At 66.0% G+C, this 14,733-nt stretch carries 13 protein-coding genes; 11 read left to right on the plus strand and 2 right to left on the minus strand.

The genetic code is table 11. The features are described 5' to 3' along the window. The first annotated feature begins 50 nt into the window (after positions 1 to 50). The 4 genes from dut to VUN84_06935 all read left to right on the plus strand — a co-directional run bounded on the left by dut (position 51) and on the right by VUN84_06935 (position 2,578). Positions 51 to 542 (plus strand): dUTP diphosphatase, encoded by a 492-nt coding sequence (gene dut / locus VUN84_06920; protein ID XAS65379.1) that lies wholly within the window; start codon positions 51 to 53, stop codon positions 540 to 542. Positions 543 to 724: 182 nt separating this feature from the next. Continuing rightward, positions 725 to 1,456, plus strand: a complete 732-nt coding sequence (locus tag VUN84_06925) for a DUF3710 domain-containing protein (protein ID XAS65380.1) — start codon at positions 725 to 727, stop codon at positions 1,454 to 1,456. Then, a complete protein-coding gene (locus VUN84_06930) occupies positions 1,449 to 1,859 on the plus strand; it encodes a hypothetical protein (GenBank protein XAS65381.1) in 411 nt (136 codons plus the stop codon). The genes VUN84_06925 and VUN84_06930 overlap by 8 nt, the downstream gene beginning before the upstream one ends. Further along, on the plus strand, positions 1,856 to 2,578 hold the full coding sequence (locus VUN84_06935; GenBank protein XAS65382.1) for a DUF3159 domain-containing protein: 723 nt from the start codon (positions 1,856 to 1,858) through the stop codon (positions 2,576 to 2,578). The genes VUN84_06930 and VUN84_06935 overlap by 4 nt, the downstream gene beginning before the upstream one ends. A gap of 1 nt (position 2,579) precedes the next feature. Here the strand turns inward: VUN84_06935 and VUN84_06940 are convergent, their stop codons facing one another. Together VUN84_06940 and VUN84_06945 are read right to left on the minus strand one after the other, a co-directional pair. Then, positions 2,580 to 3,305: a TrkA family potassium uptake protein gene (locus VUN84_06940; protein ID XAS65383.1), complete on the minus strand. Its 726-nt coding sequence runs from the start codon at positions 3,303 to 3,305 to the stop codon at positions 2,580 to 2,582. Then, a complete protein-coding gene (locus tag VUN84_06945) occupies positions 3,306 to 3,977 on the minus strand; it encodes a TrkA family potassium uptake protein (protein XAS65384.1) in 672 nt (223 codons plus the stop codon). A gap of 167 nt (positions 3,978 to 4,144) precedes the next feature. On the opposite strand from VUN84_06945, the gene VUN84_06950 reads away from it, so the two are divergent. From VUN84_06950 to VUN84_06980, 7 genes are all read left to right on the plus strand, one after another. Continuing rightward, positions 4,145 to 6,121, plus strand: coding sequence for an APC family permease (locus VUN84_06950; protein XAS65385.1), 1,977 nt, complete (start codon positions 4,145 to 4,147; stop codon positions 6,119 to 6,121). Continuing rightward, positions 6,118 to 7,461 carry a TRAM domain-containing protein gene (locus tag VUN84_06955; GenBank protein XAS65386.1) on the plus strand — a complete coding sequence of 448 codons (1,344 nt, stop codon included), beginning with the start codon at positions 6,118 to 6,120 and terminating at the stop codon, positions 7,459 to 7,461. Before VUN84_06950 ends, VUN84_06955 begins: the two co-directional genes overlap by 4 nt. A gap of 171 nt (positions 7,462 to 7,632) precedes the next feature. After that, positions 7,633 to 10,446, plus strand: coding sequence for an aconitate hydratase (locus VUN84_06960; GenBank protein XAS65387.1), 2,814 nt, complete (start codon positions 7,633 to 7,635; stop codon positions 10,444 to 10,446). 181 nt (positions 10,447 to 10,627) lie between these two features. Then, positions 10,628 to 12,601: a 1-deoxy-D-xylulose-5-phosphate synthase gene (gene dxs, locus VUN84_06965; GenBank protein ID XAS65388.1), complete on the plus strand. Its 1,974-nt coding sequence runs from the start codon at positions 10,628 to 10,630 to the stop codon at positions 12,599 to 12,601. Further along, positions 12,598 to 13,074, plus strand: coding sequence for a hypothetical protein (locus VUN84_06970; protein XAS65389.1), 477 nt, complete (start codon positions 12,598 to 12,600; stop codon positions 13,072 to 13,074). The genes dxs and VUN84_06970 overlap by 4 nt, the downstream gene beginning before the upstream one ends. Then, positions 13,071 to 13,628: a hypothetical protein gene (locus tag VUN84_06975; protein ID XAS65390.1), complete on the plus strand. Its 558-nt coding sequence runs from the start codon at positions 13,071 to 13,073 to the stop codon at positions 13,626 to 13,628. The genes VUN84_06970 and VUN84_06975 overlap by 4 nt, the downstream gene beginning before the upstream one ends. A gap of 26 nt (positions 13,629 to 13,654) precedes the next feature. Further along, on the plus strand, positions 13,655 to 14,632 hold the full coding sequence (locus VUN84_06980; GenBank protein XAS65391.1) for an aldo/keto reductase: 978 nt from the start codon (positions 13,655 to 13,657) through the stop codon (positions 14,630 to 14,632). Positions 14,633 to 14,733 lie beyond the last annotated feature (101 nt).

Consider the following 14,733-nt stretch of genomic DNA (forward strand, 5'->3'; position numbering starts at 1 on the left):
GCTGGACGCAGCTAGGCCGATCTTCCCGGCGGGCGTTAGAGTGGTGGACTGTGACTGAAGAAACCGCAGCAGTGGAAGAGTACGGCGCCCCCACCCTCACGGTCCAGCTGAAGATGCTCGACGACGGCCTGGAACCGCCGTCGTATGCTCACCCCGGCGACGCCGGAGCGGACCTGCGCACCCGGGAGGACGTGGTGCTTGACCCGGGGGAGCGCCGGCTGGTCCCCACGGGTGTCTCCATCGCCCTGCCTGACGGCTTCGTGGCGCTGATCCACCCGCGGTCCGGGCTCGCCACCAAGCACGGACTCACGGTGGTGAACGCCCCCGGAACCGTCGACGCGGGCTACCGCGGGGAAATCGCGGTGACGCTGTTGAATACAGACCGGCACCAGGCGATAGAGCTCAAGCGCGGCGATAGAATTGCACAAATGGTTATTCAGCGGGTGGAGCACGCCGCGTTCCTCCCCGTCCAGGAGCTCAGCGGCTCAGCCCGCGGCGAGGCAGGTTTCGGATCCACCGGCGGATTCGGCGTGCCGGTCTGACCGGAAGCCGGCGGGACCTGCAGTATTGCCTGCAGACGCATCAGCATTACCTGCAGACGCATCAGCCGGCCGTCGCAGCTGCAGAACGATTGCAGAAGGTATCCGGCCGGGAACGCACTGCGTCCCGGCGGCACAAGATCACAACTTCGGCGGCAAAAGATTACAACTAAGGAGACGAACCCATGGTTTTTGGGCGTGGCAGGAAAGCCAAGCAGGAACAGCTGACAGATCCCGGGGAAACCCCGGAGGCAGTTGCTGACGCTTCCGCCGACGATTCGGCCGTGGCCGCAACGGGTGCCCCCGTCCGGGGCGCTACCGGCCCCTTCGACGTCTCGGAAATCGAGGACCAGGACGGGTACGTGGACCTTGGCGCCCTCCTCATTGCCCCGGCGGAAGGCCTGCAGCTCCGGCTTGAGGTGGAGGAAGCCACCCAGCGCGTCGTCGCCGTCACCATGGACCTGAACGGCTCAAGCCTCCAGCTCCAGGCGTTTGCGGCGCCGCGCTCCGAAGGACTGTGGGACGAAATCCGCGAACAGATCGGCCAGTCTGTCGGCAGCCAGGGCGGCCAAATTGAGCAGGTCGAGGGCGGCTTCGGCACGGAACTGCTCGCCAAACTCCCGGCCAGCAGCGCCGACGGAAGCCACGGCTACCGGGTTGCCCGTTTCATCGGCGTCGACGGTCCGCGCTGGTTCCTTCGCGGCGTGTTCGGCGGCGAAGCCGCGGTGGACCGCGACGCAGCCGCCGGCCTTGAGGGGCTCTTCCGGCAGCTCGTGGTGGTGCGCGGCGAAAGCCCCATGCCGCCACGTGACTTGCTGCAACTCCGCCTGCCCAAGGACAACGCCGTGCCCGCACCGCAGTCCGCCCCGGACCTGGAACAGCCCGAACGCGGACCGGAGATTACCCAGATTGGCTGATTCCCCCCGGCAGGACCCGGCCTCCTCGGTCTCGGTGAGGGGGCTGCCGGACCGCGGCCGCGTGCTGTGCCACGGCTACATTGAGTCGGTCACCTACCCGCCGGCGAGCAACATTGCTGCCTTTACCGCTGTCGTCGTCGATCACGACGCCCCGGTCAAAAAACGCGGAGCAACGGCCGCCGCCGGCACCCCGGCGGCCGCGTCCGCTGCCCCCGGGGCACGGCACCCCCGCTCCGCCGTTCCGAAAGACCGGCTCCGGGTGGTCTGGCTGGGACGCCGCCGCATTCCCGGCGTGGACGCCGGGACGGAACTTCGCCTGCAGGGCATGGTGACGGTACGCGACGGCCTGCCAACCATGTTCAACCCCCGCTATGAAATACTCTCCCGCCAGGAGGAGCAATGACCGAGCCCGAGAAGCCCGAGCCCACGGCAGCTGAACCGACCGTGGCGCAACTCGCCGCCGGCTACGCCGCCAAGGCCGGGCTGCACCGTTCACACAACGGCAACGTCGACGTCCTGAAAAGCGCCGGCGGCGTTCAGGGAATCGCGGAGAGCATCCTCCCGGGCCTGGTTTTCCTGGTCGCCTTCACGCTCACGCGCGAGCTGACAACGGCTCTTGTGGCCTCCCTCGCCGTCGCCGCGGCCTTCACGGTGGTCCGGCTCGTCCAGCGCAAGCCACTGACGCAGGCATTGGCCGGCATTGTTGGCGTCGGCCTGTCCGCGTGGCTTGCCAACACCACCGGCAAGGCTGAGGACTTTTACGTTCCGGGGTTCTTCACCAATGCCGCCTACATCGTGGCGATGGGGGCGTCCATCGCCTTCCGCTGGCCGTTCGCCGGATTGATTTTCGGCTTTATCCGCAACGAGGGGCTGGATTGGCGGAAGGACCCGGCGCGGGTGCGGGCCTACCAGATTGGCACAGGGGTGATCATCGCGGTCCTGGCCCTGCGGCTGCTGGTCCAGGTTCCGCTCTATTTCCTGGGCGAGCCCGGTTTCGCGGCCCTCGCCACGACCCGGCTCCTGATGGGCCCGCCGCTGTACATCCTGGGTATCTGGGTCGCCTGGCTGCTGACCCGGCCCGCTGTTCCGGACGCGAACGCTGCGAGCGAAACACCGGCCTGAGCTAGCCGTCGAAGCCGTCGTCCGCGGTGACGGCGCGTTTGTCCTGGTCCTGCCCGTCCTCGCCGTGTGACTCCGGGGAGAGCAGGGCGCGCAGCTCATCCTCCGCAACGATCGTGGTGACGAAGAACAGCTCGTCGCCGCCGTCGATCACATCATCACGGCTTGGTGTGATCGGCGCCTGGTCCCGCAGGATCGCCACCAGGGTCGAATCCTCCGGCCACTCGATGTCGCCCACGGTCAGGCCGACCACATGCGAGTCGTGGGGAACCGTGAACTCGACCAGCGAGGACACACCGGTCTGCAGGGTCAGCAACCGGACGAGGTCGCCGATCTCCACCGCTTCCTCGACCAGCGCGGTCATGAGCTGCGGAGTGTTAACGGCGACGTCGACGCCCCAGGAGTCGTCGAACATCCAGTCATTCTTCGGGTTGTTGACCCGGCCCACCGTCCGGCCCACCCCGAACTCCGTCTTCGCCAGCAGCGAGACCACCAGGTTCACCTTGTCGTCGCCGGTTGCGGACACCACGACGTCGGCGTCCTCCAGTTTCGCGTCCTGCAGGGTGCTCAGCTCGCAGGCGTCGCCCACGAGCCAGTGGGCGCCGCGGAGTCCGCTGCGCCCGATGACCTCGGGCTTGAGGTCAATCAGCAGGATCTCGTGTTTGTGGGCCAGCAACTCGCGGGCAATCGATGAACCGACGCTGCCCGCCCCAACAATGACGACTTTCATTTAGGACTCCTTGGCGGGGGTTTTGGCGAGAATGTGGGCGACTTCGCTGCTGCGGTCCACGGCCAGCATGGCGTGGACGGTGTCCCCGTCCTGGTAGAGGGTGCCGGCCGCGGGCAGCATCCCCTCCCCGAACCGGGTCAGGTAGGCGACGCGGATCCCGGCGGCCTTCTCGATCGAGGTCACCGGATGGCCGATCCACTCAGCGTTCAAGTCCACCTCGGCGAGTACCAGCCGGCCTGACGGGTCCCGGTAGTCGCCGGCCAGGTGCTGCTCGGGCAGAATCCGCCGGAGCACCTGGTCTGCGCTCCAGCGAACGGCGGCGACCGTGGGGATGCCGAGCCGCTGATAGATCTCCGCGCGCCCGGGGTCGTAGATTCTGGCGACGACGTGCGGGACATGGAAGGTTTCGCGGGCAACCCGGGTGGCCAGGATGTTCGAGTTATCGCCGCTGGAGACGGCGGCGAAGGCGTAGGCATCCGCCACGCCGGCCTGTTTAAGGGTCTCGCGGTCAAAGCCGACGCCGGTGACCTTGCGGCCGGTGAAGCCGGTGCGGAGCCGCCGGAACGCCCGGTCGTCCTGGTCGATGATGGCCACGGAGTGGCCCGCATCCTCGAGTGTGTGCGCGAGGGTCGCCCCCACGCGGCCGCAACCCATAATCACGAAGTGCGCCAACCGTGCCTCCTCAAGCGTTTTGTGTCTGCTGCTGCGTGAAACTCTACCGGGCACGGGGCGCCGGGGAACCAGCCCCGCGGCGGCCCGGCCGTTCGCCCGGCGGCCGGGGCGGGGCCGCTGCCCTGCCCCGTCATGACATCGGGTGCGAATGCGACTAGCTTTGTGGAGTGCCGACAATATTCAATGCCGTGAAGCGGGTGCTGGTAGGCAAGCCCTTCCGGAACGAAAGCATGGCCCACACCCTGCTTCCGAAGCGGATTGCGCTTCCCATCTTCGCCTCCGACGCCCTGTCTTCTGTGGCCTATGCGCCCGACGAAATCCTCCTGACCCTGGCTTTGGCCGGCGTCAGTGCCGTGGCGTTCTCGCCCTGGGTGGGATTGGCCGTCATGGTGGTGCTGCTGACCGTGGTCGCCTCCTACCGGCAGAACGTCCACGCCTACCCCTCCGGGGGCGGCGACTACGAGATCGCGAACGAGAACCTGGGCAAATATGCCGGGCTGACCGTCGCTTCGGCACTGCTGGTCGACTATGTGCTCACTGTTGCCGTCTCAATGTCCTCAGCCGCCACCTACCTCACCACCGCTGTGCCCTCACTGCACGGACAGCAGGCTGCCATCGCCACGATCGGCGTGGTGATCCTTGCCCTCGTGAACCTGCGCGGCATCAAAGAGGCCGGCAGTGTCTTTGCCGTCCCCACCTATATCTTTATGGCCTCCATCATCGGCATGACCGCCGTCGGCGTCTTCCAAGCCGCCACCGGCCAGTTGGGGGAGGCGCCGTCAGCGGCGTTCACCATTGTCCCCGCGGCAGGCTTCGATGAGGGCTTGGTCGGCCTCGCCGGGGCGTTTCTGCTGCTCCGGGCTTTCTCGTCGGGCGCCGCAGCGTTGACCGGCATTGAGGCGATCAGCAACGGCGTGCCGAACTTCCAGAAGCCCAAGAGCAAGAACGCCGCCACCACGCTGCTGCTGCTCGGCGTGATCGCGGCTTCCATGCTGGCCGGCATCATCTACCTGGCCAACGCCACCAAGGTGCACATCGTGCTGGATCCGGCCAAGGAATTCCTGCTGGACGGCAAGCCCCTGCCGGAGGGCTATATCCAGAGCCCGGCGATCAGCCAGATCGCGCAGACCATTTTTGGCCAGGGTTCCATCTTTTTCTTCCTCGTGGTCGCCGCTACCGGCGTGATCCTGGTGTTCGCGTCCAACACCGCCTTTAACGGATTCCCGGTCCTCGGCTCGATCTTGGCCCAGGACGGCTACCTGCCGCGGCAGTTGCGGACCCGGGGTGACCGGCTGGCCTTCAGCAACGGTGTCCTGGCGCTGGCCGCCGGAGCCCTGGTGCTGATCATTGCCTTCAACGCAGACGTCACTAAACTGATCCAGCTCTACATCGTGGGTGTCTTCATTTCGTTCACCATCAGCCAGCTCGGCATGATCCGGCACTGGGGCCGGGAATTGAAGCTCGCCAAAGACCCGGCGCTAAGGCTGCGCATGGTCAAGTCACGCACCATCAACACCATCGGCTTCGGCATGACGGCGTTGGTTCTGGTGATCGTGCTGATCACCAAGTTCCAGCAGGGCGCCTGGATCGCGCTGCTGGCCATGTTCGTGCTGTTCCTGATCATGTGGAGCATCCGGGCACACTACGACAACGTGGCCAAGGAACTCGCCGTCGACGAGGACTCCTCGCCCCGGGCCCTGCCCACCCGCGTGCACGCCGTCCTGCTTGTCTCGCATGTCCGCAAGCCGGTGCTCCGGGCGCTTGCCTACGCCCGCGCGTCACGGCCCTCCCGGCTGGACGCCATCACCGTGGACATCAGCAGCGAGGAGACCGAACAAACGGTCCACGACTGGGAAAAGTTGGAGATCCCCGTCCCGTTAACGGTGCTGGCCAGCCCGTTCCGCGAAACGGTGACGCCTATCATGGAGTACATCAAGAACATGCGCCGCGACTCGCCGCGCGACCTGATCGTCGTGTACATCCCCGAGTACGTCGTGGGCAAGTGGTGGGAGCAGCTGGTACACAACCAGACTGCACTGCGCATCAAAACCCGGCTGCACTTTGAACCGGGCGTCATGGTTGCGAGCGTGCCGTGGCAACTGAAATCCTCCGAAGAAGCCAAGAGACTGCAGGACATCCAATGAGCGACACCCAGACCCAGGCCCACACCGAACTGACCGTGGACGTCGGTCCGGTCGCCCACGGCGGGCACTGTGTGGCCAGGCACGAGGGGCGCGTGGTGTTCGTCCGCCACGGCATCCCGGGCGAGAAGGTCCGGATCCGCCTGACCGAGTCCGGCGCCGACGCGAAATTCTGGCGCGGCGACGTCGTGGAAGTCCTGTCCGCATCGGAGGACCGGGTGGAGCATTTTTGGGACCTCGCGGATTCCGCACGCTCCTGGTCGCACCGGCACCCGCCTGTCGGCGGCGCCGAACTGGGCCACATCTCCCTCCCACGCCAGCGCAGCCTCAAGGCCGAGGTGCTGGCAGAGCAACTGCACCGCCTGGCCGGGATCGAGGGCCAGGTAACGGTGGAGGCTGTGGGGGAGCCTGGCGTGGCGGGGGCGGCCGGACTCGGCTGGCGCACCCGCACCGGTTTCGCGGTGACCCCGGCCGGCAAGCTCGGCATGCACGCCCACCGCTCCGATCTGGTCCTGCCGGTGCGGGAGATGCCGCTGGCTGTCGAGAGCATCAACGCACTCCGGCTGTGGGACATGGATCTCCAGGGCATCGAGCGCATCGAGGTCGCAGCCCCGGCCAACGGTTCCCGCCCGCTGGTGCTCCTTGTCCCGGCCGCCGGTACGCGGGCCAAACGCCTCAGTGCGGTCCTGGCGCAACTGCCGGAGGACGTGTCGGTGGCCAGCTTCGATCCGGTCAAAGGCGAAGTGCTGCGGCTGCGCGGACGGACCTACGTGCAGGAGGCCGCCGCCGGACACGAGTACCGTGTCACCGGCGACGGCTTCTGGCAGATCCACCGCAACGGCCCGGACACGCTGGTGGGAGCCGTGACCGGTTTCCTGCGGGAGGGCGGCTTCCTGGAACCGGGCGCCGCGGTGGCTGACCTCTATGCCGGGGCGGGTCTGTTCACGGCTCCGCTGGCCGACGCCGTCGGCGTCACCGGGTCGGTGCTGTCCGTCGAAGGCGCGCCCGGCACCAGCCGTGATGCCCGCAAAAACCTCCATGGCGCAACCCAGGTGGAGATCGTCCAGGGGCGGGTGGAACGGGTGTTGCGCGAGAAATCGCGCAGGTTCGACGCAATCCTGCTGGATCCGCCGCGGGCAGGGGCGGGCAAGGCCGTGGTGAACCAGTTGACCGCGTCCGGACCCCGGGCCGTTGCGTACGTGTCCTGCGATCCGGCGTCCTTCGCCCGCGATGTGGGCTACTTCCAGCAGTCCGGCTGGGAACTGGCGGGGCTGCGTGCCTTCGACCTTTATCCCCACACCCACCACCTGGAGACTGTGGCGCTGCTGACTCCCCGGGGCTGAGGCCACTAGGATGGGCGGAGTAGTCCGACGTCGCGCTCCGTAATCACGGCTGACCTCCTGCACCCTGCACCGATCCTTGTGTGAACAAGGCTCAGCGTTAGTTAGGCCGTCCTAACTAGCAAGGGGTCTGCGGCGCGACAAAGATGAAACTGTTGCGAGAGGAGTCCTGCGATGAGCATTGTGGACAGCTTCGGTTCAAAAGGCAAACTTAATGTAGCCGGTACCGAATACGAAATTTTCCGGTTGAACTCCGTTGAAGGTGCAGAAAACCTTCCGTTCAGCCTCAAGGTATTGCTTGAAAACCTGTTGAGGACCGAGGACGGCGCCAACATTACGGCCGATCACGTCCGAGCACTGGCCGGCTGGGACCCCAGCGCCGAGCCCGACACTGAAATCCAGTTCACGCCGGCGCGCGTGATCATGCAGGACTTCACTGGCGTGCCCTGTGTTGTGGACCTTGCCACCATGCGGGAAGCAGTGAAAGAACTGGGCGGTGACCCCAAGCGGGTCAATCCGCTGGCACCTGCCGAAATGGTGATCGACCACTCTGTGCAGATCGACGCCTTCGGCAACTCCGGCGCACTGGAGCGCAACATGGAGATCGAGTACCAGCGCAACGGCGAGCGGTACCAGTTCCTGCGGTGGGGCCAGACCGCCTTTGACGACTTCAAGGTCGTCCCGCCGGGAACAGGCATCGTGCACCAGGTCAACATCGAGTACCTGGCCCGCACGGTCATGACCCGTGAAATTGACGGCGTGGTCCGGGCCTACCCGGACACCTGCGTCGGCACCGACTCGCACACCACCATGGTCAACGGGATGGGTGTGCTGGGCTGGGGCGTCGGCGGCATCGAAGCCGAGGCTGCCATGCTGGGCCAGCCGGTCTCCATGCTGATCCCGCGCGTCGTGGGTTTCAAGCTGACCGGATCCATTCCGGCCGGCGCCACCGCCACGGACGTTGTCCTGACCATCACCGAGCAGCTGCGCAAGCACGGCGTGGTGGGTAAATTCGTGGAGTTCTACGGCGAGGGTGTCGCGGCTGTGCCGCTGGCCAACCGCGCCACGATCGGCAACATGAGCCCGGAGTTCGGCTCCACCGCCGCCATGTTCCCCATCGACGATGTCACCCTCGACTACCTGCGCCTCACCGGCCGGTCGGACGAGAACGTGGCCCTCGTGGAGGCTTACGCGAAGGAACAGGGCCTCTGGCACGATCCTTCCAAGGAGATCACCTTCTCCGAGTACCTTGAGCTGGACCTTTCGACGGTTGTTCCTTCGATCTCCGGCCCGAAGCGCCCGCAGGACCGCATCATCCTGACCGAGTCGAAGGACCAGTTCCGCCAAGACCTGCGCAATTATGTGCAGGAAGACCTGGCCGGCGGCAGCCTGGACGAAGCGATCGACGAGAGCTTCCCGGCGTCGGATTCGCCGTCATTCACCGCTACCGCCACGCACCTGACGGATGAGGCACCGCACTCCCACGGACCGAAGTCCAACGGGCGCCCATCCAATCCGGTAACCGTCAAAACCGCCGATGGCCGCGAGTTCGAGCTGGACCACGGTGCGGTGTCGATCGCCTCGATCACCTCCTGCACCAACACCTCCAACCCGTCCGTGATGCTGGCCGCCGCACTGCTGGCCCGCAACGCCGTCGACAAGGGCCTCGCCTCCAAGCCCTGGGTCAAGACCTCCGTGGCACCCGGGTCCAAGGTGGTCACCGACTACTACAACAAGTCGGGCCTGACCCCGTACCTGGAGAAGCTGGGCTTCTACATCGTCGGTTACGGTTGCGCCACCTGCATCGGCAACTCCGGCCCGCTGGACGCCGAGATCTCCGAGGCCATCCAGGCCAACGACCTCTCCGTCACCGCCGTGCTGTCCGGTAACCGCAACTTCGAAGGCCGGATCAACCCGGACGTGAAGATGAACTACCTGGCCTCCCCGCCACTGGTCATCGCTTATGCCCTGGCCGGTACCATGGACTTCGATTTCGACGCCGACCCGCTGGGCCAGGACGAGGCCGGCAACGACATCTTCCTGAAGGACATCTGGCCGAACCCGGTCGAGGTCCAGCAGGTCATCGATTCCTCGATCGATAAGGACATGTTCGCCCGCGGCTACGAGGGAGTCTTCGAAGGCGACGATCGCTGGAAGGCACTCTCCACCCCGGCCGGTGACACCTTCGCGTGGGACCCCAAGTCCACCTACGTCCGGAAGCCCCCGTACTTCGACGGCATGAAAGCGCAGCCGGAACCCGTCAAGGACATCACCGGCGCCCGCGTGCTGCTGAAGCTCGGCGATTCCGTCACCACGGACCACATCTCACCGGCGGGTTCCTTCAAGTCGGACACTCCGGCCGGGCAATACCTGCTGGCCAACGGTGTGGAGCGCAAGGACTTCAACTCCTACGGCTCACGCCGTGGCAACCACGAGGTCATGATCCGCGGCACGTTCGCGAACATCCGGATCAAGAACCAGATCCTCGACGGCGTGGAGGGCGGCTTTACCCGCGACTTCACCCAGGCTGACGGCCCGCAGGCCTACGTCTACGACGCCGCGCAGAACTACGAGGCAGCCGGTATCCCGCTGGTGGTCCTGGCGGGCAAGGAGTACGGTTCCGGATCGTCCCGTGACTGGGCAGCCAAGGGGACCGCGCTGCTGGGCGTGAAGGCTGTTGTGGCTGAAAGCTACGAACGCATCCACCGCTCCAACCTGATCGGCATGGGGGTTCTGCCCCTGCAGTACCCGGCCGGACAGAACGCTGCCAGCCTCGGGCTGACCGGCACGGAAACCTTTGCTGTCGAGGGCGTCACGGCGCTGAACGAAGGCACCACGCCGAAGACACTTAAGGTCACCGCAACGGCCGAAGACGGCACCGTCACGTCCTTCGATGCGGTCCTGCGCATCGACACCCCGGGCGAGGCCGACTACTACCGCAACGGCGGCATCCTGCAGTACGTGCTGCGCCAGATCTCCGTCAACTAGCGGAGGTCACTCCCGCAAGGGAGTAGCACGTGCCAGGCAAACGCCCCGGCCGGTCCCTGACCGGCCGGGGCGTTTGTGTGCCGTCCGCGTTTCCGGCCGGGTCCGGGCGGTGTCCCGGCACCAAGGGTTCACTTGAGGCGTTAGAGTTAAACGGCATGTCTACCATCCGAAGGAGGGGCCGTTGGGACTCTTGGAGACCATCCGGAATCCGCAGGACCTGAGCAAGTTGTCCGGGGCGCAGCTGAATCAGCTGGCAGCCGAGGTCAGGGAATTCCTGATCGGCAACGTCTCCCAGACCGGCGGACATCTCGGACCGAACCTCGGCGTGGTGGAGCTGACCATCGCGGTACACCGGATCTTCGATTCCCCCCGCGACAGCATCGTCTTCGATACCGGGCACCAATCCTACGTACACAAGCTCCTCACCGGACGCCAGGACTTCAGCACCCTGCGCCAGCAGGGCGGCATGTCCGGCTACCCCGACCGTGCCGAGTCCGAGCACGACATCGTCGAAAGCTCACACGCCTCCTCCTCGCTCTCGTGGGCAGACGGAATCTCCCGTGCCCGGCGGTTGACCGGCGACGGCGACCGCTACGTGATCGCCGTCGTGGGTGACGGCGCCCTGACCGGCGGCATGGCGTGGGAGGCTCTGAACAACATTGCGGCAGACAAGAAGCGGCGTGTGGTGATTGTCGTGAACGACAACGGCCGCTCGTACGCCCCCACCGTGGGCGGTTTCGCCGACTACCTCGCCTCGCTGCGGCCCACCATCGACTCTTTCCGCGCGGCGCCGGCTTATGAGGGCACCCTGGATTGGTGGCGGCGGAAACTGCAGAACGGCGGACCTGCGGGCCAGTTCACCTACCGCAGCCTGCACGCCATGAAAAAAGGCGTCAAGGACTGGTGGGCCCCGCAAGGCATGTTCGAGGACCTCGGCTTGAAATACATCGGGCCAGTGGACGGACACGACCTCCAGGCCATGGAGCACGCCCTGTCCACCGCCAAGAACTACGCCGGTCCGGTGATCGTGCACGCCATGACCGAAAAAGGCCACGGGTACGCGCCGGCCCGCGCCCACGAGGCTGACCAGTTCCACGCGGTCGGCATCATCGATCCGGAGACCGGCGAGCCCGCCGATGCCGGCGGTGCAAAGTCGTGGACTGCCGTCTTCGCCGACGAGATCGCCGACATCGCGGACGAGCGCACGGACCTCGTCGGCATTACCGGCGCCATGCTCATTCCGGTGGGACTGCACAAGTTCGCCGCACGGCATCCGGAACGGGTGTTCGACGTCGGCATCGCCGAGCAACATGCCCTCACCTCAGCCGCTGGCATGGCTTTTGGTGGACTGCATCCCGTCGTCGCCGTCTATGCGACGTTCCTGAACCGCGCCTTCGACCAGCTCCTGATGGACGTGGCCCTGCACAAGGCCGGTGTCACCATCGTCCTGGACCGGGCCGGCGTCACCGGGCCCGACGGTGCCAGCCACCACGGCATGTGGGACATGGCCATGGTCCAGATAGTTCCCGGGCTGCACCTCGCCGCGCCCCGGGACGCCAGCCGGCTCCGCGAGGAACTTCGCGAAGCCGTCGCCATCGAGGACGCCCCCACGGTGATCCGCTACTCCAAGGGCACGGTCGGCGCCGAGGTCGAGGCCATCGAACGGCTGAGCGACGGCGTCGACGTCCTCGCCCGCCGCCCGGCCGGCTCCACCCAGAACGACGTCCTGATTGTGAGCGTCGGCGCGATGTCCGAGCTCGCCCTCGACGTTTCAAACCGCCTGGGCGCCCAGGGCATCAGTTCCACGGTCGTGGATCCCCGCTGGCTGCTCCCGGTCCGGAAATCCATCGTCGCCCTCGCCTCCCACCACCGCCTGGTCATCTGCATCGAGGACGGGGTCCGCGCCGGTGGCGTCGGGTCCCGTATCCGGCAGGAAATGCGGGCCGCCGGGGTGGACACCGCCCTGAACGAGGTGGGCCTTCCGGTGGAGTTCCTTGACCATGGAACCCGCAGCCAGGTGCTCGAACGGGTCGGTTTGACCGCCCAGCAGATTACCCACGACGTCGTGGCCCAGGTCCTCGGGACCAAAGTTCCGTTCGCGCGTCCCCTCCCGGGCCAGGAACACCCCAGCACCGGCAGCCTTCCCATTCTGTGAGGACCCCCAAGGACTTGGCCGCGGGCGACCTGGTGGTTTCCCGGAACCGGAAGTGGAACGGCAAGGACCACTGGGTGGTACCCGGAACGTACCTCGGTGCGGACGAGCACGGCTGGTGGATCTTTCAGGGAGCCCATGAGTTCTGTTCCCGTCCGGGTGCGGCGTTCTACGCCGAATCCGATGCCGTGCTGTTGGTCCCGCGCTCCGGGGAGTACGTGGCCACTTTTTACGATGAGGCCCATCCCGCTGGCGTCCAGGTCTACGTGGACCTGGACGTCATCCGGACCGTGGACCGCGGAGTGTACGTCGATGATGAGGACGAGTTTGCCGAGCACCGGATCGACATGGACTACCCCGCTGACGTGGTGGACCGGATCACCGCGGCGTCGGACCAGCTTTACCAGGCCGTCAAGGCACAACAGCCACCTTTCGACGGTGCAGACCGCGAATGGTTCAGGAGAGGACGGGCATGAGCGGAATTATCCGGGTTTACAAACGCAACGATGAAGGAGTCCTGGAATTCAGGGAAGCCTGGTTTGACGAGGACTACAGCCAGTTCGTGATGAACCACGGCGTGGTGGGGCACCAGAGCAAGACTGACGAGACCGACGTTGCGGACGCTGCTGCCGCTGAGGGCCTGATGGATGCTTTCGCCGTGCAATGCGCCGAGGACGGCTTCGCCGAAATTCCCGAGGCGGAGCAGTCCTGGGTGGTGGCCCAGTACGCCCTCAAGACCAAAGACGGCACGGACCGCGACCGCTACCTCGAGGAAAAAGCCAAGGACGCCTTGATCAGCCACCTGGCATGGCGGGGCCTCGGAATTGTGGACCGCAGCGAGTTCAGCAATGCCCGGCTCAACATCTTCATCCTCACCCCGGACATCAACAAGGCCGTCAACGCGATCAAGGTCTGCATCCGCGGCGAAGACCTGGACTTCACAAAATTGAGCATCGGCGCTGCCGCGTTCGGTGAGACATCCTTCAAGCTCAAGCACTCACCGAAACCGGCGTCCGGCTTCACTTTGTAGCGGTACGGCCGTTATAGGCTGAATTCATGACTGAATACCGCCGCGTAGGAAATTCCGGACTGACCGTCTCCGCCGTAGGACTTGGCTGCAACAACCTGGGGCGGGCCACTACGGCCACCGAGTCGCAGGAGGGGACCGACGCCGTCGTCCACGCAGCCCTGGACGCCGGGATCACGTTCTTTGACGTCGCCGACGCATACGGACGGGAGCCGGGTCTCAGCGAGACGATGCTCGGCAAGGCCTTGAAGGGCCGCCGGGAGGATGCCGTGATCGGGACCAAGTTCGGCATGGACATGGGCGGCAGTAATGGAAACGACTTCGGCGCAAGAGGCTCCCGGCGCTACATCATCACGGCCGTCGAAGCTTCGCTGCGACGGCTCGGCACGGACTGGATCGACCTCTACCAGTTCCATACACCCGATCCGCTGACCCCGATCGAGGAGACCCTTTCAGCGCTGGAGGAGCTCGTGACCAGCGGAAAGGTCCGCTACATCGGCCACTCCAACCGGGCCGGCTGGCAGATCGCCGAGGCCGAATTCGTGGCGCGCGCCCGCGGTGGAGTGCGCTTTGTCTCGTCCCAGAACCACTACAACCTGCTGGACCGCCGCGCCGAACTTGAGGTCACGCCCGCTGCCGAGGCGTACGGACTTGGCGTCCTGCCGTATTTTCCGTTGGCCAACGGCCTGCTGACCGGCAAGTACGCCAAGGACTCCGCACCGGCGGGTTCGCGGCTCAGCCACACCCGCACCAACCTGGTCCACGACGCTGACTGGGGGCAGATGGCTGCCTTCAGTGCTTTCGCCGCCGAGCGGGACCTGACCGAAATCCAGGTGGCCTTCTCCTGGCTCGCAGCCCAGCCCTCGGTCAGCAGCGTCATTGCCGGCGCCACCCGCCCCGAGCAGGTCCGGCAAAACGCCGCCGCCGTGGCCTGGGTTCCCACCGCCGCGGAACGCGCTGAGCTGGATGATCTCTTCCCCCGGACACCGAAGGTCGCGCTGTTCTAACCGCACCCGTCCCGGGGTTATCGGCCGGCAGATCCGTAACGCAGCGGCGGCGGGCTTTTCGAATGCGAAAAGCCCGCCGCCGCTGCGTTACGCCGGTTCTA

Source organism: Micrococcaceae bacterium Sec5.8 (genome assembly GCA_039636775.1).
In the GTDB taxonomy this organism is placed as follows: domain Bacteria; phylum Actinomycetota; class Actinomycetes; order Actinomycetales; family Micrococcaceae; genus Arthrobacter.

Coding starts and splice junctions, on each gene's coding strand:
- VUN84_06935 (XAS65382.1), top strand. CDS start 1,856: ATGACCGAGCCCGAGAAGCCCGAGCCCACGGCAGCTGAACCGACCGTG.
- VUN84_06975 (XAS65390.1), top strand. CDS start 13,071: ATGAGCGGAATTATCCGGGTTTACAAACGCAACGATGAAGGAGTCCTG.
- VUN84_06940 (XAS65383.1), bottom strand. CDS start 3,305: ATGAAAGTCGTCATTGTTGGGGCGGGCAGCGTCGGTTCATCGATTGCC.
- VUN84_06925 (XAS65380.1), top strand. CDS start 725: ATGGTTTTTGGGCGTGGCAGGAAAGCCAAGCAGGAACAGCTGACAGAT.
- VUN84_06980 (XAS65391.1), top strand. CDS start 13,655: ATGACTGAATACCGCCGCGTAGGAAATTCCGGACTGACCGTCTCCGCC.
- VUN84_06955 (XAS65386.1), top strand. CDS start 6,118: ATGAGCGACACCCAGACCCAGGCCCACACCGAACTGACCGTGGACGTC.
- VUN84_06960 (XAS65387.1), top strand. CDS start 7,633: ATGAGCATTGTGGACAGCTTCGGTTCAAAAGGCAAACTTAATGTAGCC.